The 18,858-nt window shown below is 71.3% G+C and carries 21 protein-coding genes and 1 pseudogene; 13 read left to right on the top strand and 9 right to left on the bottom strand.

Annotated features, from left to right (window positions below; translation table 11 throughout):
* Window positions 1–126: 126 nt before the first annotated feature.
* Entirely contained in the window at window positions 127–249 is a 123-nt protein-coding gene (ykgO, locus tag ABD946_RS00215; protein WP_345278794.1) for a type B 50S ribosomal protein L36, read from the bottom strand.
* Window positions 250–454: 205 nt separating this feature from the next.
* Here ykgO and trxA point away from each other — a divergent pair, with 205 nt between their 5' ends.
* Both trxA and ABD946_RS00205 read left to right on the top strand, forming a co-directional pair.
* Window positions 455–772, top strand: coding sequence for a thioredoxin (gene trxA / locus ABD946_RS00210; RefSeq protein WP_345278792.1), 318 nt, complete (start codon window positions 455–457; stop codon window positions 770–772).
* Window positions 773–870: 98 nt separating this feature from the next.
* Window positions 871–1,413, top strand: a complete 543-nt coding sequence (locus tag ABD946_RS00205; protein ID WP_345278790.1) for a carboxymuconolactone decarboxylase family protein — start codon at window positions 871–873, stop codon at window positions 1,411–1,413.
* Between the two features lie 134 nt (window positions 1,414–1,547).
* Here the strand turns inward: ABD946_RS00205 and ABD946_RS00200 are convergent, their stop codons facing one another.
* Window positions 1,548–1,958 (bottom strand): beta/alpha barrel domain-containing protein, encoded by a 411-nt coding sequence (locus ABD946_RS00200; protein WP_345278789.1) that lies wholly within the window; start codon window positions 1,956–1,958, stop codon window positions 1,548–1,550.
* A 103-nt stretch (window positions 1,959–2,061) separates the two neighbouring features.
* Here ABD946_RS00200 and ABD946_RS00195 point away from each other — a divergent pair, with 103 nt between their 5' ends.
* Window positions 2,062–2,628 (top strand): TetR/AcrR family transcriptional regulator, encoded by a 567-nt coding sequence (locus ABD946_RS00195; RefSeq protein WP_345278787.1) that lies wholly within the window; start codon window positions 2,062–2,064, stop codon window positions 2,626–2,628.
* Entirely contained in the window at window positions 2,625–2,924 is a 300-nt protein-coding gene (locus tag ABD946_RS00190) for a YciI family protein (RefSeq protein WP_345278786.1), read from the top strand. Before ABD946_RS00195 ends, ABD946_RS00190 begins: the two co-directional genes overlap by 4 nt.
* Window positions 2,925–2,977: 53 nt before the next feature.
* Here the strand turns inward: ABD946_RS00190 and ABD946_RS00185 are convergent, their stop codons facing one another.
* From ABD946_RS00185 to ABD946_RS00160, 6 genes are all read right to left on the bottom strand, one after another.
* Window positions 2,978–4,144, bottom strand: a complete 1,167-nt coding sequence (locus tag ABD946_RS00185) for a sensor histidine kinase (RefSeq protein WP_380149586.1) — start codon at window positions 4,142–4,144, stop codon at window positions 2,978–2,980.
* Window positions 4,145–4,149: 5 nt separating this feature from the next.
* On the bottom strand, window positions 4,150–4,893 hold the full coding sequence (locus ABD946_RS00180; protein WP_345278782.1) for a response regulator transcription factor: 744 nt from the start codon (window positions 4,891–4,893) through the stop codon (window positions 4,150–4,152).
* A gap of 322 nt (window positions 4,894–5,215) precedes the next feature.
* Entirely contained in the window at window positions 5,216–5,761 is a 546-nt protein-coding gene (locus ABD946_RS00175; protein WP_345278780.1) for a DoxX family membrane protein, read from the bottom strand.
* Window positions 5,762–6,056: 295 nt separating this feature from the next.
* Complete coding sequence (locus ABD946_RS00170) at window positions 6,057–7,595, bottom strand: vanadium-dependent haloperoxidase (RefSeq protein WP_345278778.1); 1,539 nt, start codon at window positions 7,593–7,595, stop codon at window positions 6,057–6,059.
* Between the two features lie 208 nt (window positions 7,596–7,803).
* Window positions 7,804–7,947 (bottom strand): hypothetical protein, encoded by a 144-nt coding sequence (locus tag ABD946_RS00165; RefSeq protein ID WP_345278776.1) that lies wholly within the window; start codon window positions 7,945–7,947, stop codon window positions 7,804–7,806.
* Between the two features lie 173 nt (window positions 7,948–8,120).
* Entirely contained in the window at window positions 8,121–9,197 is a 1,077-nt protein-coding gene (locus ABD946_RS00160; protein ID WP_345278774.1) for a PP2C family protein-serine/threonine phosphatase, read from the bottom strand.
* A gap of 397 nt (window positions 9,198–9,594) precedes the next feature.
* On the opposite strand from ABD946_RS00160, the gene ABD946_RS00155 reads away from it, so the two are divergent.
* The 8 genes and pseudogenes from ABD946_RS00155 to ABD946_RS00120 all read left to right on the top strand — a co-directional run bounded on the left by ABD946_RS00155 (window position 9,595) and on the right by ABD946_RS00120 (window position 16,989).
* The gene (locus ABD946_RS00155; protein ID WP_345278772.1) at window positions 9,595–9,933 is read left to right on the top strand and encodes a hypothetical protein; all 339 of its coding nucleotides are present in this window, start codon (window positions 9,595–9,597) and stop codon (window positions 9,931–9,933) included.
* Window positions 9,934–9,970: 37 nt separating this feature from the next.
* On the top strand, window positions 9,971–10,831 hold the full coding sequence (locus ABD946_RS00150; RefSeq protein WP_345278770.1) for an IS5 family transposase: 861 nt from the start codon (window positions 9,971–9,973) through the stop codon (window positions 10,829–10,831).
* 268 nt (window positions 10,832–11,099) lie between these two features.
* A complete protein-coding gene (locus ABD946_RS00145; protein ID WP_345278768.1) occupies window positions 11,100–12,548 on the top strand; it encodes a hypothetical protein in 1,449 nt (482 codons plus the stop codon).
* A 476-nt stretch (window positions 12,549–13,024) separates the two neighbouring features.
* On the top strand, window positions 13,025–14,329 hold the full coding sequence (locus tag ABD946_RS00140) for a cation:proton antiporter (protein ID WP_345278767.1): 1,305 nt from the start codon (window positions 13,025–13,027) through the stop codon (window positions 14,327–14,329).
* A gap of 2 nt (window positions 14,330–14,331) precedes the next feature.
* Window positions 14,332–14,487, top strand: a pseudogene (locus ABD946_RS42330) (CBS domain-containing protein); the annotation flags it as partial.
* Window positions 14,488–14,817: 330 nt separating this feature from the next.
* Window positions 14,818–16,119, top strand: a complete 1,302-nt coding sequence (locus tag ABD946_RS00130) for an ArsB/NhaD family transporter (protein WP_345278952.1) — start codon at window positions 14,818–14,820, stop codon at window positions 16,117–16,119.
* 107 nt (window positions 16,120–16,226) lie between these two features.
* Window positions 16,227–16,628: a YccF domain-containing protein gene (locus ABD946_RS00125; protein ID WP_345278766.1), complete on the top strand. Its 402-nt coding sequence runs from the start codon at window positions 16,227–16,229 to the stop codon at window positions 16,626–16,628.
* Between the two features lie 70 nt (window positions 16,629–16,698).
* The gene (locus ABD946_RS00120; RefSeq protein WP_345278950.1) at window positions 16,699–16,989 is read left to right on the top strand and encodes a YccF domain-containing protein; all 291 of its coding nucleotides are present in this window, start codon (window positions 16,699–16,701) and stop codon (window positions 16,987–16,989) included.
* 4 nt (window positions 16,990–16,993) lie between these two features.
* Here the strand turns inward: ABD946_RS00120 and ABD946_RS00115 are convergent, their stop codons facing one another.
* Window positions 16,994–17,785, bottom strand: a complete 792-nt coding sequence (locus tag ABD946_RS00115; RefSeq protein WP_345278764.1) for a helix-turn-helix domain-containing protein — start codon at window positions 17,783–17,785, stop codon at window positions 16,994–16,996.
* A gap of 128 nt (window positions 17,786–17,913) precedes the next feature.
* Between ABD946_RS00115 and ABD946_RS00110 the strand changes: the two genes are divergently transcribed.
* On the top strand, window positions 17,914–18,831 hold the full coding sequence (locus tag ABD946_RS00110; protein ID WP_345278762.1) for a zinc-dependent alcohol dehydrogenase family protein: 918 nt from the start codon (window positions 17,914–17,916) through the stop codon (window positions 18,829–18,831).
* Window positions 18,832–18,858 lie beyond the last annotated feature (27 nt).

Raw genomic sequence — 18,858 nt, 5'->3', positions numbered from 1 at the left:
GAGTCATTACGGAATTCTGACGTCAATGCCTGGTGCGGGGCGCCCGGGAATGACCTGACACATTCCCCGGGCACCCCGCTGCGGCCCCTCCGACCGGCTGTACGGTCGTCAATCGTCGGGAGCGGCTCAGCCCTGGCGGCCCTTGGAACGCGGATCCTTGCGGTTGATGACGTAGACCTTGCCCCGGCGGCGAACGATCTGGGCGCCGGGCTTGTTCTTCAGTGATCGCAGCGAATTGCGAACCTTCATGCGAATCCCTCCTGGGGTTTCGTGGCCGGGCCGTCCGGCCACGGGTCGCAAACACGGGCCAGGGGCGGTTCATTCCACCGGAGAGGCGGAGTGAATCACTCCGGAAAAACCTTGGAGAAATTCCCGCAGGGCGGGAATCATCCCTGCGGACCTAACGGTTGAATGGTCCCATAGGCGTTAGGGCTGAGTGTGAGAGGAGCTCCAGATGGCCATCGACGTCACCGGCGACACCTTCGCCGAGCAGGTCCTGGGCAGCGACAAGCCGGTCCTGGTGGACTTCTGGGCCCAGTGGTGCGGGCCCTGCCGCCAGGTCAGCCCGGTGCTGGAGCGGATCGCCGCTGAGCACGGCGACCGCCTCACCGTGGTGAAGGTCAACGTGGACGAGAACCCCGACCTCGCGAAGCGGTTCGACATCCGGGCGATCCCCGCGATGAAGCTCTTCAAGGGCGGCGAGGTCGTCCACGAGCTCCTCGGCGCCATGCCCGCCCAGGCCCTGATGGGCGAACTGGAGCCCCACCTGTGAGCAGCGGCACCGCACCCCGCCGCTCCTTCTTCCGCTTCCGCAAGCCCGCCACCGCGCCAACCACCCACCCGAGCACCATCGTTGAGGAAGGCACTGCCATGTCCCGTCTGCCCCTGATCCAGCCCGAGACCGCCACCGGCGAGGCCGCCGAGCTGCTGGCCGGCGTCCAGAAGGCGCTGGGCGTCACCCCGAACATGACCAAGGCTATGGTCAACAGCCCCGCCGTCCTCAAGGCCTACCTCGGCTTCTCCGGCGCCCTGGGCGGCGGCTCCCTCGGCGCCGCGATCGGCGAGCGCATCGCCCTGCTCACCGCCCAGGAGAACGGCTGCGACTACTGCCTCTCCGCCCACACCTACATCGCCACCAACATCGCCAAGATCGACGGCGACGAGGCCACCGAGGCGCGCGCCGGCCGCTCCGGCGACGTCAAGGCCCAGGCCGCGCTCACCTTCGCCACCGCGGTGCTGCGCACCCAGGGCGGCGTGGAGGACACCGACGTCAAGGCCGCCAAGGAGGCCGGCCTCACCGACGGTGAGGTCGCCGAGGTCATCGCCCACGTCGCGCTGAACGTCTTCACCAACTACCTCAACAAGGCCGCCGACGTGGCCATCGACTGGCCGGTGGTCCGCGCCGACAGCTGACCCTGACACCACCTCAGCGGGATCCCCGCCCGCTACGTGAGGACTTGCCCAACGCCCGCGCGCCACCTCCCCGGCGCGCGGGCCGCGGCATGTCCGGCCCCGGCCGCCGCGTGGTGGATCCTGCCGGGATCACGTCAGAGGGCCGACGGCACAGCCCGTGCGGTCCGCTCTGGAGCCGCGTTCTCGTCGCCCGGGTGGTAGGGGTGGTCGGTGTAGCCGGTGGCGCCGCCGCCGTAGAAGGTGGTGGGGTCGGCGGCGGCCAGCGGTAGGTCGTCGCGGTAGCGGCGGACCAGGTCGGGGTTGGCGATGAACGGGGTGCCGAAGGCGACCATGTGGGCGTGCCCGGAGTTCAGTGTCTTCTGGGCGCGCGGGAGGTTGTAGCCGTTGTTGGCGATGTAGGTGCCCGTGAAGGCGCAGCGCAGGGCGCGGTAGTCGACGCCTGCGGCCTTGGCCGTCTTGTCCCCTTCCAGGACGTGGGTGTAGGCCAGGTCGCGCGGGCTCAACTGGGCGAGGAAGTACGCGAAGTGGGCCTGCGGGGCCGTCACGCCAGGTCCGCACCGACGGCGGTGTCAACGGCTTGACGGCGTAGGACGTCTGACCTAGGTTGTGCGCCTAGGTCGACTGTCCTACGAAGTGAGGGAGTGCGTGGTGGCTGCTGGGGCGACGCGTGAGCAGATCGTGGCGGCGGCCGACAGGCTCTTCTACCACCACGGTTTCGAGCACACCTCGTTCGCGGACATCGCCGGCGAGGTGGGGCTGTCGAGGGGCAACTTCTACTACCACTTCAAGTCCAAGGACGCGATCCTCGACGCGGTGATCGACGCCCGCCTGGCCAAGACCCGCCGGATGCTCCAACGTTGGGAGGCCGAGGCGCCCACCCCGGCCGGCCGCATCCTGCGCTACGTCGAGATCGTGCTGGACAACCGCACCGACATCCAGGACTACGGCTGCCCGGTGGGCACCCTGACCACGGAGCTGGCCAAGCTGGAGCACTCCATGCTCGGCCAGGCCGGACGCCTGTTCACCCTGTTCCGCGAGTGGCTGCGCGAGCAGTTCACACTCATCGCCCCACCGGAGCAGGCCGACCAACTGGCCATGCACGTGCTCGCCTTCAGCCAGGGCGTCGCCGTGATGGCCAACGCCTTCCGCGACGAGGAGTTCATCCAGCGGGAGGTCGACCGGATGCGCGAGTGGCTGCGCACCTACGAGAGATGAGAGACACCATGTTCGTGGTCCTGCTCCGGTTCTCCGCCAACAAGGCCGAGGCCGCCCGGTACATGAGTGGCCATCAGGAGTGGATCAGGAGCGGCCTGGACGACGGCGTCTTCCTGCTGGTCGGCAGCATCCAGCCGGGTCTTGGAGGAGCGGTGATCGCTCACGGCCTCTCGAAGGAGGTCCTGGAGGAGCGGGTGGCGGCCGACCCGTTCGTCGCCGAGGACGTCGTCACTGCCGAGATCATCGAGATCGCCCCCGGCATGGCCGACGACCGGCTGAAGTTCCTGCTGCCCTGACCCTGGTGCAGGCACTCGTCGGGCCGGCAGCCGGGCGCCGCGGCGGATAGCGGTCAGCCGGCCAGGGCGGGGGCTCTGGAGGTGGCGAGGGGAAGGGTGATCTCGAAGCGGCAGCCGTCGCCCTCGTTGCGGACCGAGACCCGGCCGCCGTGGGCTTCGACGATGCCGCGCACGATGGCCAGGCCGAGCCCGGCTCCGCTGTCACCCTGCCGGGGCCGCTGCGGGGCGGCGGTGCGGCCGGGGGGAGGTGTGCGGGCCTCGGCTCCGCGCCAGCCGGTGTCGAAGACCCGGGCCAGGTCACCGTCGGGGATGCCGCCGCAGGCGTCCGTGACGGCGAGCACCACACAGCCCTGCTCCTGACGGGCACTCACCACCACGGCGTTGTCCGCGGGGGTGGAGCGCACGGCGTTGACCAGCAGGTTGCCCAGGACCCGGGTGATGCCCAGGCTGTCGGCGTGGACGGGGACGCGGGCGATGCCGCCGTCCACCAACAGCACCCCGCGCTCGTCGGCGAGCGGGCGGGCGGTGGCAAGGGCGTCGTCGACCAGGTCGTAGACGCAGACCCGGGCCAGGGCGAGCTCGAGTGAGCCGGTCTGTATGCGGGAGAGCTCGAAGAGGTCGTCGACCATACCGGACAGGCGCTCCACCTGCACCCGCATCCGGGTGTGGTAGCCAGCCGGGTCGGGGGCGACACCGTCCTCCAAGGCCTCGGCCATCGCCCGCAGGCCCGCGAGCGGGGTACGCAGGTCGTGGGAGATCCAGGCGATCAGCTCCCGGCGGGAGGCGTCGAGGGTGCGCTCGCGCTCCCGTGAGGCGGCCAGGCGGGCCGAGGTGTCCTCCAGCGCGGCCGCGAGCGCGGTGAGTTCGGCGGTCGGCGGGTCGGGCGGCGCGGTGAAGCCGCTCTCGTCGCCGACGGTACGGGCGGCGTCCGCGAGCTCCCGGCTGCCGGCCGCGATCCTGCGGCCGAACAGCAGCGCGGCGATCAGCGTGATCGCGCCGGACACCCCGGCCACGATCAGCACGACGTGGAAGTCGTGGACGGAGATGAACATCTCCAGTGCCACCGCCACGGTGCCGGCCGCCATCGCCACCACCGACAGCGCGGACACCGCGAACAGCGACGCGGCGACCGAGCGGCGGCGCAGCGCCTTGACGGCGGGCAGGCCCAGCAGTCCGGCAAGCAGGGCGCCGAGGGCGGCGAGCGCGATGATGATCAGCATGTCGATCACGGCTGCACCGCCTCCACGGCGACCGGGTCGAAGCGGTAACCGGCGCTCCAGACCGTGGAGATGAGCCTGGGAGCGGCGGGGTCGTCCTCGACCTTCTCCCGCAGGCGGCGTACGTGGACGGTGACGGTGGAGGTTTCGCCGAACTCCCACCCCCACACCTGGCGTAGCAGGTCCTGGCGGGAGAAGACCTGGCCCGGGTGGCGCAGGAAGAACAGCAGCAGGTCGAACTCACGCACCGTCAGGGCAAGGTCGCGGCCTGCCCGTTCGGCCCGGCGGGCGGTGGGGTCCACCGTCAGGGCGCCGGTGCGCAGTACGGCTGGAGGGGCGGTGGGTGCTGCGGCTTCGGCGCGGCGCAGGACCGAGGTGACGCGTAGGACCAGTTCGCGGGGGCTGAAGGGTTTGGTGACGTAGTCGTCGGCGCCGCTCTCCAGGCCCAGGATGCGCTCGGCCTCGTCCCCGCGGGCGGTCAGCATCACCACCGGCACCGGAGGGCCGTCGGCGGCCCGCAGGCGGCGGCACACTTCCAGGCCGTCCAGGCCGGGCAGCATCAGGTCGAGCACCACCAGGTGGGGGTCCGTCCGCCGGGCCAGTTCCAGGGCGCTGTGGCCGTCGGCGGCGTGGACGGTGCGGTAGCCGGCGCGGGTGAGGTAGTCGGTGACGACCTCGGCGACGGTGGGGTCGTCCTCGACGACCAGGACGCGTCTGTCCTGCCCTGGACGTGCGGCCGGTGCGGTGCTCAACGGATCTTCCTCTCCCCGTGAACGCGCGTTCTGAGATCCGGTCACGGGCCGACCTCAGTCTGCTCCCGACCTGGACCGCCGCCCAAGCCACGGCTGCGGGCGGTCTGCCATGGACGGCCGACCGCCCGCAGGCTCATCGAGTGCCGGCTTCGTGTGGACCGTCGTGCTGGAGGCGACTCGCACCGGCTTGCCCGCCACACGGCGCGAGTCATGCTCCTACGCCCCTCGCACCGGCTCCACCAAGCCTTTGGGACTTCGTCAGATCAACCGGCCTCCGGTTCCCCTGACCGGCCTGGCCCGTCTGCTCCCCGGGTGCCGGTGATCAGCCGACGAGAACGCCTGCTTTCACCTGCTCGGACCTCGCGGTGGCCGCCGGCGGAAGCAGCGGCTGTGCACGCTCACGGACGGTCAGCACGAGCCCGCTCACGACGGTGGCGATCAGGACCAGGTTCTTCACGATGTACTGGCCCTCCAGGGTGCCCACCATCGGAGCGGTCCAGGTCTCGGCGGGGAACAGCAGCAGCGGCATGGCGGTGCCGGCCATGTGGCCGAGGAAGACCAGCCCGGTGAGCCGCGGCAGCCGGCCGCTGAGCAGGAGCGTCGCGATGGCCACCTCCAGGGCGGCGACCAGCACGCACGCCACGTGGCCGCGCACCAGACCGAACGTGAGGACGTCGGTTGTCCGGGACACCAGCGACTCGGCCGGGCTCAGACCCGGCACGAACTTGGGGATCCCGAACCAGAGGAAGATCACGGCGGCGCTCGCGCGCAGCAGGAGCGCGAGCCGCCCCTCGACCGTGAACGGCAGCGAAACGGCCCGGCGCCCCCTCCGTGCCAGGTCCGTACGGCGTCTGCTGGAAGTGTCCATTTTCCCCTCGTCTCCCGAGCTGCCCCACGTCGGGGGAGTCCCGTCAACAGTGGTCAGCGAAAGGCCGGTTGGGCCCCTCGTAAGCTGGTCCTCAACGCTAGGGGCGCACGCGGACAGCCGGATCGCCGATCTGCCGATGGGGACGCCCGGTGTTGGCGATGGCCGGAAGCAGCCGCTTCGGCCGACCGGATCACACGGAGCCGGGGAGCACGGGATCGGGCGGCCGGCCAGGTGCGGCCGGCCGCCCGAAGGGCCGTCAGGGGTGGTGGTCACCCGCGGTGTTGGTCACCGTTGGTCACTGGGCGACGTTGGGGGTGATGCCGTTGAAGTACTTGTTGGCGACGGTGTAGGCGTTGTTGGCCAGGTTCTTGCCCAGTACCGCGCCCTGCTCCATGTCGTAGCGCCAGTGCACGCCGCCGTACAGGCGCGACATGCCGTCCTGGGCGGCGGCCTCGCTGAAGGTCGGCCAGGACAGGGTGATGTCGGTGGCCGGGGCGTTGGTGTCGTACTTCAGGGTGCCGGCCTTGACCACGGCGGACTGGCCGTAGGTGTCGCTGCCGGTGAACAGCTTCATGTACTCGCCCCACGCCGCGCCCCAGGTGGAGTGGCCGGAGATGTAGGCGGGGAAGGACGGGGTGGGGATGTAGGACTTCCAGTTCTTGCCGTCCATCGTCACCGTGCCCAGGCCCGGGCCGCCGAAGGACTGGATCTGCTGGCCGTCGTAGGCGTAGCGCATCATGCTGAGCGGGCGGGCGTAGTCGTAGTACTTCTTCGCGTCGCGCACCGCGACGCCGCCGTCGCCCATGGCCAGGTTGAGGCCGAAGAACATCTTCACATCCTTGCTCAGGATGTTGTGGTCGCGGCGCGCCACCCACTGGGCCTGGCGGTTCTGGTGACCGGTCGGGCCCTCCTTGGCCTCGATCCAGAACTCGGCTATCGACTTCTGGGTGTCGGTGAGGTTGGCGCTGATCTGCCGCAGCTCCTCGACCGAGGCGTTGGCCTGCGCGGTGCCGTAGGCCGGCGGGGCGATCGGGCGGAACTGCCCCGGAGTGGTGAGCGCGTAGGGCTTGGCGGTGGCGAACTGGACCGCGACGAACTTCTGGGTGACACCGCCCACGACCTGCGGGACCCAGGCGTCGGGCTTGACGATCGTCGCCTTGTCGAAGGCGTTGATGTCCTGGGGCGGGTTGACCGGGGTGTAGCCGGTGTTGCCCGGGTCGGAGTAGGCGGGGGTGCCGAGCTGGTTGGCGCCGTCGTTGTGGCGGAAGTTCAGCACCGCGTCGCAGGCGGTGTGCGCGATGCCGGCCGCGGTGTAGTTGTTCACCTCGTTGTTGGCCGGGTTGTAGCCCTGGGACTGCAGCAGCGCGTCGAAACTCGCGGTCTGCTGGGGGAAGAGGTCCTTCAGCGCGCGGTGCGCGGCGTAGGCGACGGCGGCCTTGCGGTTGGCGTAGGTCCGCTTCCACCACACCTGGCGCAGCTGGCCGCCCAGGCGGGTGCCGATCGCGCGGGCGTCGTAGGCGGCGAAGGCGTCGTAGACGCAGGTGGAGACGATCGCGTGGTAGCGCGCGGCCACCGGCGGCTGGATCCCCGTGGCGCCGTTCAGGTCGACCTGGGCGATGGTCGCCTGGACGGTCTTCTCGTTCCAGTCCAGCAGCAGGCTGTTGCCCGCGTCCTCGTACTCGGCCCAGGTCTCCTGCAGGGCGAACTGGCTGACCGCCGAGTCGGTGGTGTCCTCGGCCGCGCCGGCCGCACCGGCCAGGGTCGACAGGGACATCACCGCGGCCAGGCTGACCACGGTGGCGCGACGCAGAGCGGTACTGAGAGTGGGTCTCATGAGCTGGTTCGTCCTCTCGGATGACGAGCTGTGGTGCGCCGGAGCCCCCGTGGTCTCGCGGCGGGCCTCATGCTTGCCCCGTGGCGTACGACTGTTCCATCGCCTTCGCGGGACTCCGTCAGGTCATAAACCGGCCCACCGGTTTGTTGTGTGGGCATGCCACTGCGGCCAATGGGATATCCGATGCGCTGAATGCCGCGGGTCCTGCTCACCCCGCTGTCCGGGGCTCGGCGTTGATGGTCCAGAAGGCGCTGGTCCTGGCCAGCGCGGCGTCGAGGGCGGCCGGGATCGAGGAGGCGGTGGCGCTCGCGCTGACCTCAGGCCGGGCCGGCCGTACGCCGTCGCCGATCACGGGCTGCGGCCTGCGGCCTGCGGCCTGCCGTGTGTGCGTGACCTGGCCGGCCCGCCGGTGGAGTGCGCAGGCGGCCAAGGTCCTGTGACGAGGGTCGAGCCGGTCGGCCGTGATGATCGCGGCGGGCCCCGGCCTGCGGCGGGGCCGTCATGACTTCTTCGGCCTGTTCGGTGTCAGTGGTGTGCGACGGCCAGGATGGCCATGTCGTCGCTGGCCGTGCCGTTGGACCAGGCGTCGACGTCGTGGACGAGGGTGTCGATCAGGACCTCGGGTGAGGGGAAGGGGCCGCGTCCGTTCAGGGTGGTGGCCGGGTCGTAGAAGTCGCCGGTGGTGTTGCGGGCCTCGGTGACTCCGTCGGTGACCAGCAGAAGGGTGCTGCCGGGCGGGAGCGGGTGGCTGTCCGGTGCCGTGCGGTGGGGGTGGAGGACGCTGATGCCCAGAGGCAGGTCGGGCTCGCTCGCCTCCAGCTCCCGCACCGTCGTGCCGTGCAGGAGGTACGGCGCGGGGTGGCCCCGGTTGAGCAGCCGCACGGTGGCGCCGTCCGGGGCGAACTCGGCCAGCAGCGCGGTGGCGAAGCCCTCCAGCTCGTCCTCCCCCTCGCCTCGCAGGCCCGCCCGGTTGAGGGCGTGGTCGAGCTGCTCGGCCAGGGCCGGGAGGTCGGCGGCCTGTTCGGCGGCTTCACGGAAGGCGCCGAGCAGGACCGAGACGGCGGCGACCGCGCCCAGCCCCTTGCCCCGGACGTCGCCGATCAACAGCCGGATGCCGTGGGGGGTGTCCTGGACGGCGTAGAAGTCCCCACCGATGTGCGCCTGGCTCTGAGCGGCCTGGTAGCGCACGGCGATCCGCAGCGGGCCGAGGTGGTCGGGCGGGATCGGCAGGATCGCGAGCTGGGCTGCTTCCGCGACAGTGCGCACGAGGTCCAGACGGCGGTCGTAACGCGCGATCACGCGGTTCACCGCGAGGCTGACGAGGCCCGCGAAGAGCACGTTGCACAGCTCCATCACGCCCGTGACGTGGCCGAAGGTGTCACGGCGGATGCTGAAGACGATCGCGGTGGCCAGGGCGACGACCGCGACCGCGACGGTGGAGCGCAGGGAGAGCGTGGCCCCGGCCACCACGCACGCTACCGCCAGCAGCGGGGCGCCCTGGAAGTCGATCGGGGTGAGCAGGTCGAAGCACGCGGCGACCGCGATCATCAGACCGGGTGCGAACCGCACATAGGCCGGCCGGTGACCGGATGGAGTGTCCATGCGCTTCCCGAGCCTCCTGGACCTGTGGACGGCAACGTCGTCCCTGTGACCATATGCGGCATTTGCGCCGATCAGTGCGAGGCGCTGCGGGTAGGGCCGGGCACCCAGCCGGTTGCCGGTGGCACGGATGACCCTGGAGGACGCCGTGGTGCGGCGCCCGGGCCGCGGCGACGGCCGGTGGTCGAGGACCGGCTCGCCCGTTCGGACGCGCCGGCCCTGCCCGCCCGGCCGGCAGGCCGTAGGAAAGGGGGAAGGGTGGCGGCCCCGCGTCGACATGCGTGGGAGCCGACGATGACCCTCGCGTTCTGCGATGGTGACGAGGGGCGCTTCTGACCTCACCCCGCACCATCCGCGCCGGAGCTGGCCGCCGGACCGTCGAAGGAGGCTCTCGGTGCCCATGTCCTGGAGGAACGCCTTCGGCCGCGGCCCGGTCCGGGTGCTCTCCCACCACCAGCGGCACGCGGACCTCGAATTCTCCGGGGACCTGGGCGGCTTCGAGTCCTCGGCGCGGATCAGTGAGGTCCTGCGGACGCTGAGCGCGCGCGGGGTGAACTCGTGGACGTGGGACCTGAGCCGCGTCACGCACCTGGGCAGCGAGAACGCGGTCAAGTTCCTGGGGCCGTTCCTGCTGCAGCCTCCCGACGCGGTGACCGTGACGGTGCGCGGAGCCTCTCCGCAGGTGCGCAAGACCCTGCGCCAGATCGGGGCCGGACGACTGCTCCACTTCGAGGACTAGGGCGTCTCTCCTTGATGGGTTGAGCTGTTGATCGGATGTGTCTGTCCGGTTGGTGATCACTGATGTGATGTGGGAGCGGATCGGGCCGTTGATGCCGGCGGATCCGGTGCGGGGTCGTCGGTGGGCTGATCACCGTCGGACGTTGGAGGCCATCGCGTGGAAGTACCGCACGGGGGCGCCGTGGCGAGACCTGCCGGTGGAGTTGGGGTCGTTCCGGACCGCGCACAAGCGCCTGCTGCGGTGGGCGGTGGACGGCACGTGGGAGCGGATTCTCGCCGCTGTGCTGGCGGCGGCGGACGCGGGTGGTGAGTTGGGGTGGACGGTGTCGGTGGACTCCACCGTCTGCCGGGCCCATCAGCACGCCGCCGGCGCCCGGAGGACGGCCGTACCCGGGTGGCCGGAGCCCGGTGACCACGCGCTGGGGCGCTCCCGTGGTGGCCTGGGCACGAAGGTCCATCTGGCCGCTGACAGCGGGGCCCGCCCTCTGGCGGTCGTGGTGACCGCCGGGCAGGCCGGTGACGCTCCGGCCTTCACCGCCGTGATGACCGCGATCCGGGTCCCGCGCGCCGGAGCGGGGCGTCCGCGGACCCGGCCGGAGGCGGTGCTCGCGGACCGTGCCTACTCCTCCCGGGCGATCCGCGCCCACCTGAGCGCCCGGCGGATCCGGGCGGTGATCCCGCAGCCCGCCGACCAGGTCCGCCACCGCCGGCGGCGCGGTCCCCTCGGGGGCAGGCCGCCCGCCTTCGACCCCGAGGCGTACAAGGACCGTAACGCGGTCGAGCGGTGCATCGCCCGCCTCAAGCAGTGGCGTGGCCTGGCGATGCGCTGCGACAAGCTCGCCCTCGTCTACCGGGCCGCACTCCACCTCGCCGCGATCCTGATCTGGACCCGCGGGTAGCGGCGGGGGCGGAGGCCGGCGAGGGGCCGGTCCGGTACGACGGCCACCGCTCCGGCCTCGGTGGCGGTGGGTGATCACCCACTCGCTCCGTCGGCAGGGCACGCTCCGAACACGAACCGCATGGTTGGGCGTGGGTGGACGGGCAAGGTAGCTGGCCCCGTCGCCCGTCCATCGGTGTGTGGTGAGTCAAGGGAGTGCGTGGATGTCGCGGGTTCGCAGGTCTGTGGGGGCGGCGGCGGTTGTGGCGCGGTTGGTGACGGTGGGCGCGGTGGCACTGTCACCGGTGGTGTGGGCGGGGACCGCGCACGCCGCGCTCCCCTCGGGCTGTACGGGGGCGACGACACCCGGCAACGACACGGTGGTGTGCACGAACGGGGTGCCGGCGGGGGCGGTGATCAACCTGCTGGGCGGCGACGACAAGATCACCGTGACCGGGAACGTCGCTGGTGAGATCAACGGCGGCGACGGCCAGGACACCATCACCGTCACCGGCATCCCGGTCGAGCTCGTGGTGGCGCCGGACGGAATCAATCACGTTGAGACCAACGGGGACGCGGTATCGGGAGTGGTGCGCGGCCAGGGGGGATCCGACACCATCACCATCACCGGCGGCATCAGCAAGTACAGGCTCGGGTTCGGCGGGGCGGCGGTGGGGGCGGGCGGTCTGGTCCACGGCGGCACCGGCAACGACGTCATCACCCTGACCGGCGGCAACAGCACCCAGGACCCCGACGCCGCCGACGCGGGCCCCGGCGGCCCAGGGGTCAAGGGTGAGGTGCGGGGCGGGGACGGCTACGACCGCGTCACCGTCCGCGGCGGCAACGGCCTCTCCTCCTCCCCGGGTGGGTCCGGCGTGTTCGGCGGCAGTGTCCACGGCGGGGACCCGGGCCTGGCCGGCCTGGACGTCGGTGATGACACCGACACCATCCGCGTCACCGGCGGCGACGGCGGCGCCGGTGTCGCCGAGGCCGGCACCAGCGGCAACGGCGGTGTCGCCGTGCAGCAAGGGACGGTGTCCGGCGGCACGCGCGCCGACGAGATCATCCTCACCGGCGGAAACGGCGCCGCCGCCAACGGCGGCCAAGCCGGCCAGGGTGGAACTGCCGTGGTCGGGGGTGTCGTGGCGGGAGGTGACCCGGTGCTGGGACGCGTCCTCGACGGGGACGACACCATCACCCTCACCGGCGGCAAGGGCGGCGCCGCCGACGGCAACGACTTCCCCGCCGGAGCCGGCGGGAACGGACTGTCCGGGGGGCAGCTGCGCGGTGACCGGGGCGCGGACAACATCACCATCACCGGAGGCGACTCCGACGCCGTCCCCGGACTCGCCGTCTACGGCGCCGAGAATGCCCAGGGAGGCATCATCCGTGGTGTCGTGGAGGGCGGTCTGGGCGCTGACCGCATCACCCTGAACCCGGGCACGGGCGGCACACCCCAGACGGCGGCGGTCAGGTGGTCCGACATCCGAGGCGGCGGCCAGATCCTCAGCGGCTTCATCGACGGCGCCGACACCATCACCCTCGGAACCACCGACCAGCCCGAACGCGGCACCTCCAAAGAGGCCACCTTCGACGGCGGCGCTGGCAACGACACCATCACCCTGCGTGGCGAAGCAGACGAGGTCACCGTCAACGGCGGTGCCGGAACCGACGTCTGCGGCGAAGAGGGCAACGGCGCGCGGTTCGAAAGCTGCGAGAACCTCGACGCCGACAACTAGCACACCGGCACGACCTCGTGGGTCCGCCCGCCCACAACACCCCACGCGGGCGGACCCACCAGAACCAGCAGGACAACCCCACGGACAGCCCCAACCGGCCACCTCTGACACGGGCTGTATCCCCGACGGCGACACCCCACCGCATCAACACCGCACGGACTGTTCAAGGAGACAGGCTCTAGCGTCCGCACCCGCCCGGTAGCGGTACGCCCGGGACCAGGGTGGAGCTGGTCCCGCGCGCACACCGATCGTGGCGCCGTGCTGACCAGGGCTCCCCGCCCCGCCGGCACCGGCGGCGGCGCCCGTCCGGTGTGCCGGATGGTGGCTCGGGCTCCCGGCCCCTGCTGATCCCCCCGCGACCGGGCCGTCAAAAGCCTGTTAGAGAACCGTAAAAGTCGCATAAACTCCGAGGCGGAGTGCCGGGAAGCCTGGTCGGCGAACAAGGGACACATCTCTTCTTCGCCAAGGGGGCTCGTATGGTGCTCATCGCTGTTTTCGGGGTCGCGCTACTGGCCGCGGTCCTTATCTCCGGGCTCGCCGCCCGGACCGTCCTGTCCACCTCACTGCTGTTCCTGCTGGCGGGCGCACTGGTCAGTGACGGCTTCCTCGGCCTGATCCACATCAACCCGAACGACCCGATCGTGGTCGTCACCGCCGACCTCGCGCTGTTCACGGTCCTGTTCACCGACGGCATGCACGTCTCCTTCCCCGCCCTGCGCGGCGCCTGGCGCAACCCTGCCCGCGCGCTGGGCCTGGGCATGCCGCTGGCGTTCATCGGCATGGCCCTGGCCACGCACTTCCTCGTCGGTCTGAACTGGACGACGTCGCTGCTGGTCGGCGCGGTCCTGGCGCCCACGGACCCGGTGTTCGCCTCGGCGATCGTGGGCCGCAAGGAGGTCCCCGCCCGGCTGCGGCAGCTGCTGAACGTCGAGTCCGGCCTCAACGACGGCCTCGCCCTGCCGGTGGTCCTCGTGCTGATCGCCGCCGCCGGCCCCACCTCACCCACCGCCGAGTCCTCCCTCACCGTGATCGGCCTGGAACTGCTCGGCGGCCTGGCACTCGGCGTGGTGCTGCCGCTGCTGGTGAACCTGCTGGTGCGGGTCCCACTGCTCGGCGCCGAGGCGAAACTCCAGCCGCTGCTACCACTGGCGACCGGCGTCATCCTCTACGCCGCCTGCCACCTCACCGGCGCCAACCCCTACCTCGCCGCGTTCTCCGCCGGCGCCGTCCTCGCCTCGGTCTCACCGCAAGCCAAGCAGTCCTTCGAGCCGCTGGGCGAGGCCCTCGCCGAGCTGAGCAAGTTCGCCGCCCTGCTGGTCTTCGGGGCCCTGCTCACCCCGCGGCTGTTCGGCGACCTCTCCCTCGGCGGGTACGCCGCGGTGGTCCTGGCGATCGTCCTGATCCGCCCGGCCTCGCTGCTGCTCTCCCTGCTCCGCTCCCGCATCGACCGCCGCGAACAGCTCGTCGCCGCCTGGTTCGGCCCCAAGGGCTTCGCCTCCGTGGTCTACGGCCTGCTGGTCCTGCAGGCCGGCATCCCCGAAGGCGAGCAGGCGTACACGCTGATCGCGGTGTGCATCGCCTTCTCCATCGCCCTGCACTCCAGCTCGGACGTCCCCGTCGCCCGGCTGTTCCGCGTCGAGGACCTGGTGCCCGTCCCCGACGACCAGGATGAGACCACCGCCCACCCCGAGGGCCCCGCACCCGCAGGGGCCCGGCCGGGCGACACGGTCCCGGCCCAGAGGGCCGCCGACACCCTGCCCGCCGCGACGAAGGAGACCTGACGATGCGCGCACGCGACCTCGCCGAACCGTTCCCCACCGTGAACCTCGACGACCAGGCACTCGACGCCGCCCGACTGCTCGCCGAGCACCGCCTGCCCGGCGTTCTCGTCCTGGACGAGGCGGGCCGCCCCAAGGCGGTCCTGCCCGCCTCCCAGCTGGTGAGGCTCCTGGTTCCCGGCTACGTCATCGAGGACCCCTCCCTCGCCGCCGTCATCGACGAGGCCCACGCCGACCGGCTCTGCGAGGAACTCACCGGCGTCAGCGTGCGGGAGTGCCTGCCCAGGGACGCCCCGGAGCCCGCCGTCGCCGATGCCGACGACACCGCCGTGGAGGTCGCGGCCCTGATGGCCCGCACCCGCAGTCCGCTCGTCGCCGTCGTCGAACACCCCGCCGGTCCCGCCGCCCGCCGCCGCGGCGGTGTGGCCGGCGGGGAGCTGCTCGGCGTGATCACCGCGTCCAACCTGCTGCACCGACTCCTGGGGAAACGCGTGAACAACTGGCAAGCCTGGGCGGCCCTGGCGGTCTTCGCCGCCGCCTACGTCCTGATCATCACCGAGTGGGTCCACCGGGTCGCCGCAGCCCTGGGCGGCGCCGCCCTCATGCTCGCGATCCGCGCCACCGACGACGAGTCGGCGTTCTTCTCCACCGACTCCGGCATCGACTGGAACGTCATCTTCCTGCTCATGGGCATGATGATGATCGTCGGTGTCCTCAAGCGCACCGGCCTGTTCGAGTACCTGGCCATCTGGTCCGTCAAACGCGCCCGCGCCAAGCCCTTCCGCGTCATGGCGATGCTCGTGGTGATCACCGCCACCGCGTCCGCGCTGCTCGACAACGTCACCACCGTGCTGCTGGTCGCCCCCGTCACCCTGCTGGTCTGCAAACGCCTGGGCCTCAAGCCGGCGCCGTTCCTGATCGCGGAAGTCCTCGCCTCGAACATCGGCGGGATCGCGACCCTGGTCGGCGACCCGCCGAACATCATCATCGCCAGCCGCGGCGGCCTGAACTTCAACGACTTCCTCGTCCACCTCGCCCCGCTCGCCATCGTCCTGACCGGCGTGCTGCTGGTGATGTGCCGGATCATGTTCCGTGCCCACTTCGGCTTCGACGAGGACCGCGCCGCCGAGGTCATGGCACTCAACGAACGCGAAGCCATCCACGACCACCGCCTCCTCGCCCAGGGCCTCGCCGTCCTCGCCCTGGTCATCGCCGGCTTCGTCCTGCACCCCGTCCTGCACTACGCCCCCTCCGTGGTCGCGCTCCTGGGAGCCGGCCTGCTGGTCGCCGTCTCGAAGGTCGAGGTCAAGGACGTCCTGGGCGAGGTCGAGTGGCCGACCCTCGCGTTCTTCGCCGGACTGTTCGTCATGGTCGGCGCCCTGATCGAGACCGGTGTCATCGAGACCGTCTCCCAGGCCCTCGCGGACGCCACCGGCGGCAACCCGCTCGGCGCGGTCATGCTCCTGCTCGTCGCCTCCGGCGTTCTCTCGGCGGTGGTCGACAACATCCCCTACGTCGCCACCATGGCCCCCATCACCGCGGACCTCGTCCACACCGTCGGCGAGCCCTACGGCCACGTCCTGTGGTGGGCCCTCGCGCTCGGCGCCGACCTCGGCGGCAACGCCACCGCCATCGGCGCCTCCGCCAACGTCGTCGTCCTCGGCATCGCGGAGCGCAACCGCACCCCCATCACCTTCTGGACCTTCACCCGCTACGGCGCACCCGTCGCCGCCGTCACCATCGCCGTCTCCGCCCTCTACCTCTGGCTCCGCTACTTCGCCCTCGCAGCATGAGCCAGACCCTAAGCAGCAGCCCAGGCCACCCGGACGCCTTGCGGCGCCAAGTGGCGGGGCATACCCAGTTGCGAGAAGTCGGGCGTTGACCATGAAAGGCTGAGGCCATGAAGGTGATCGATTTTGTACTCAATGTGCTCTGGTTGATCTTCTGCGGCATCTGGATGGCCATTGGGTACGCACTCGCAGGTATCGTCTGTTGTGTCCTTATTGTCACCATTCCATTTGGCGTGGCGTCGTTCCGCCTGGCGGGCTACATCCTGTGGCCGTTCGGGCGCACGACGGTGGAGAAGCCTGGAGCCGGTGCCCCGTCGTGCATCGGCAACGTGATCTGGTTGGTGTTCGCCGGCTGGTGGTTGGCGATCGGTCACCTGGTGACGAGCATCCCGCTGTTCCTGTCGATCATCGGGATTCCCTTCGGCTGGGCGAACCTGAAGATGATCCCGATCTCCCTGATGCCGCTCGGCCGTGAGGTCGTCTCCACCGACGAGAAGTTCGGCGGTCGCTGACCCCACGACTACGGCAGCGTCAGCTGGAAGCGCAGCGGCGTACTCGCTCGATCCTGATCGCCCGGCAACGATCCCGTTCGGCATCGCCTCGTTCCGGATCGCCGGGTACGTGCTCTGGCCGTTCGGGCGCACCACGGTGGAGCGGCCGGACGCGGGGGCGCCGTCCTGCATCGGCAACGTGATCTGGATCGTCTTCGCCGGCTGGTGGCTGGCGATCGGTCACATCGCCACCGCCATCGCGCTGGCGGTCACGATCATCGGCATCCCGTTCGCCTGGGCCAACCTCAAGATGATTCCGATCTCGCTGATGCCGCTGGGCCGCGAGGTGGTCTCCACCGACGAGAAGTTCGGCTACCGCTGATCCGTCAGCCGGCCGCCCGGGCCCGGAGGATCTCCGCCGTCGCCTCGTCGGCCGGGAGGAAGGCCTCCAGGTGGAGCTCGGCCAGGGTGACGTCCAGGGCGGTGGCGAAGGACGTGATGGTGGTGATCAGGCGCAACTCGCCCTCGGGGACGGCCAGTCGGAGCGGCACGGCGAAGCCCAGGTGCTCCGGCCCGGGGGCGGCGTCCGGCAGGTAGGTCTCCAACTCGGCGACGAGGGCGGCCAGCCGGGTGTCGTGGCCCCTGGTCTCCAGCGTGCGGCGCATGTTCTCGGTGACGTGCCGGCCCCACTCGGGGAGGTTGCGGACCCGGCGGGCCAGCCCCTCGGGGTGGAGCAGCAGCCGGATCATGTTGACCGGCGGGCGGAGCAGCTCGGCGGACACGTCCTCGGTGAGCAGGCCCACCGCCTCGTTGGCGGCGACCAGTTCGCCGTACGGGCGCAGCACGATCGCCGGGTACGGGAGGTGCCCGCGGAGGATGACGTCCAGGGCTTCGCGGACGGGGCCGAGCATCGCGGCCTCCAGCCGGGACTCGGGGTAGACGGGGGCGTAACCGGCGGCGTGCAGCAGGGAGTTGCGGTCCCGCAGCGGTAGCTCCAACGACTCGGCGATCCGGATCACCATCGCCCGGCCGGGGCGGGAGCGGCCGCGCTCCATGAAGCTCAGGTGCCGCTGGGTGGTGCCGGCCCGCAGCGCCAGGTCGAGCTGGCTGATCCGCCGCTCGGTCCGTCGGCGGCGCAACTCGGCGGGGAAGCCGGTCTGTTCGGTCGCGGTGCTCACCCGGGGGATCCAACCACCGCCGGAGCGCCCGGGCCATTCCCTGTGCGGAATTGTCCGCCGCCCCGGGCCGCCGCAGGATCGTCGGGACAGCGTCCGACGCGCCCCGAGCGAGAGGCTTCCCAGCAGCGATGAAGAGCTACCACATCACCGAGGGCGGCCGTCTGACGCTCCGTGAGCACCCCGTCCCCGAGCCCGGACCGGGGCAGGTGCTGGTCCGGATGCGGGCCAACGGGCTCAGCTTCCGGGACCTGACCGTGCTGGCCGGCGACTACCCGCTGCCGGTCCGCCCGGAGGTGGTCGCCGGGTGCGAGGGCGTGGGGGAGGTGGTCGCGGTCGGAGCGGGTGTGACCACCCTGGCGGCCGGTTGCCGGGTCGCGTTCACGGTCTTCCCGGAGTGGCTGGACGGCCCGTTCGGGCTGGACCGCGCCGCGCAGCTGGGCTCCGCGCTGGACGGCACCCTGACCGAGTACGCGGTGGCCGCGGAGCGCGGGCTGGTCCGCCTGCCGGAGCACCTGTCGTACGAGGAGGCGGCCGCGCTGCCGCTGACCACCCTGACGGCCTGGAACGCGCTGACCGGCGGCCGTCCGCTGCTTCCCGGCGAGACGGTGCTGACCTCGGGCACCGGTGCGGTCAGCCTGGCCGCGGTACAGCTGGCCCTGCTGGCCGGGGCCCGGGTGATCGCCACCACCTCGGGGCCGGCGAGGGCGGACCGCCTGAAGGCGCTCGGCGCCCACGAGGTGGTCGACCGCTCCGAGCACGCCGAATGGCAGCTGAGGGTACGGGAGTTGACTGACGGCCGGGGCGCCGACACGGTCGTGCACGTGGCGGGTGACCTGGAGCGTTCGGTGCGGGCGGCCGCCCTCGGCGGTGAGATCGCCTACGTCGGCCACCGGGTGGGCGCCGCCCCGACCGGCCGTCCCCTGGAGGCCGGCCTGCTGTTCGGTGCCGGGGTCCGGGTGCGGCCCCTCGCGGTCGGCAGCCGGGCCCAGTTCACGGCCCTGAACCGGGCCCTGACGGTCCACCGGATCCGATATCACACGTGGTGATCTCTCTCCAGAGAACTCAAAAAAAAA

Source organism: Kitasatospora albolonga, from assembly GCF_039535905.1.
Lineage (GTDB): Bacteria > Actinomycetota > Actinomycetes > Streptomycetales > Streptomycetaceae > Kitasatospora > Kitasatospora albolonga.
Note: the sequence above shows the minus strand (reverse complement) of the source record. Positions and strands in the feature narration are given on the sequence as shown.

Excerpts from the sequence above, each read along its gene's own strand:
- ABD946_RS00160 (WP_345278774.1), bottom strand. The coding sequence starts at position 9,197 with ATGGACACTCCATCCGGTCACCGGCCGGCCTATGTGCGGTTCGCACCC.
- ABD946_RS00125 (WP_345278766.1), top strand. The coding sequence starts at position 16,227 with ATGAAGGTGATCGATTTTGTACTCAATGTGCTCTGGTTGATCTTCTGC.
- ABD946_RS00190 (WP_345278786.1), top strand. The coding sequence starts at position 2,625 with ATGAGAGACACCATGTTCGTGGTCCTGCTCCGGTTCTCCGCCAACAAG.
- ABD946_RS00155 (WP_345278772.1), top strand. The coding sequence starts at position 9,595 with ATGTCCTGGAGGAACGCCTTCGGCCGCGGCCCGGTCCGGGTGCTCTCC.
- ABD946_RS00205 (WP_345278790.1), top strand. The coding sequence starts at position 871 with ATGTCCCGTCTGCCCCTGATCCAGCCCGAGACCGCCACCGGCGAGGCC.
- ykgO (WP_345278794.1), bottom strand. The coding sequence starts at position 249 with ATGAAGGTTCGCAATTCGCTGCGATCACTGAAGAACAAGCCCGGCGCC.
- ABD946_RS00185 (WP_380149586.1), bottom strand. The coding sequence starts at position 4,144 with ATGCTGATCATCATCGCGCTCGCCGCCCTCGGCGCCCTGCTTGCCGGA.
- trxA (WP_345278792.1), top strand. The coding sequence starts at position 455 with ATGGCCATCGACGTCACCGGCGACACCTTCGCCGAGCAGGTCCTGGGC.
- ABD946_RS00110 (WP_345278762.1), top strand. The coding sequence starts at position 17,914 with ATGAAGAGCTACCACATCACCGAGGGCGGCCGTCTGACGCTCCGTGAG.
- ABD946_RS00175 (WP_345278780.1), bottom strand. The coding sequence starts at position 5,761 with ATGGACACTTCCAGCAGACGCCGTACGGACCTGGCACGGAGGGGGCGC.
- ABD946_RS00140 (WP_345278767.1), top strand. The coding sequence starts at position 13,025 with ATGGTGCTCATCGCTGTTTTCGGGGTCGCGCTACTGGCCGCGGTCCTT.
- ABD946_RS00170 (WP_345278778.1), bottom strand. The coding sequence starts at position 7,595 with ATGAGACCCACTCTCAGTACCGCTCTGCGTCGCGCCACCGTGGTCAGC.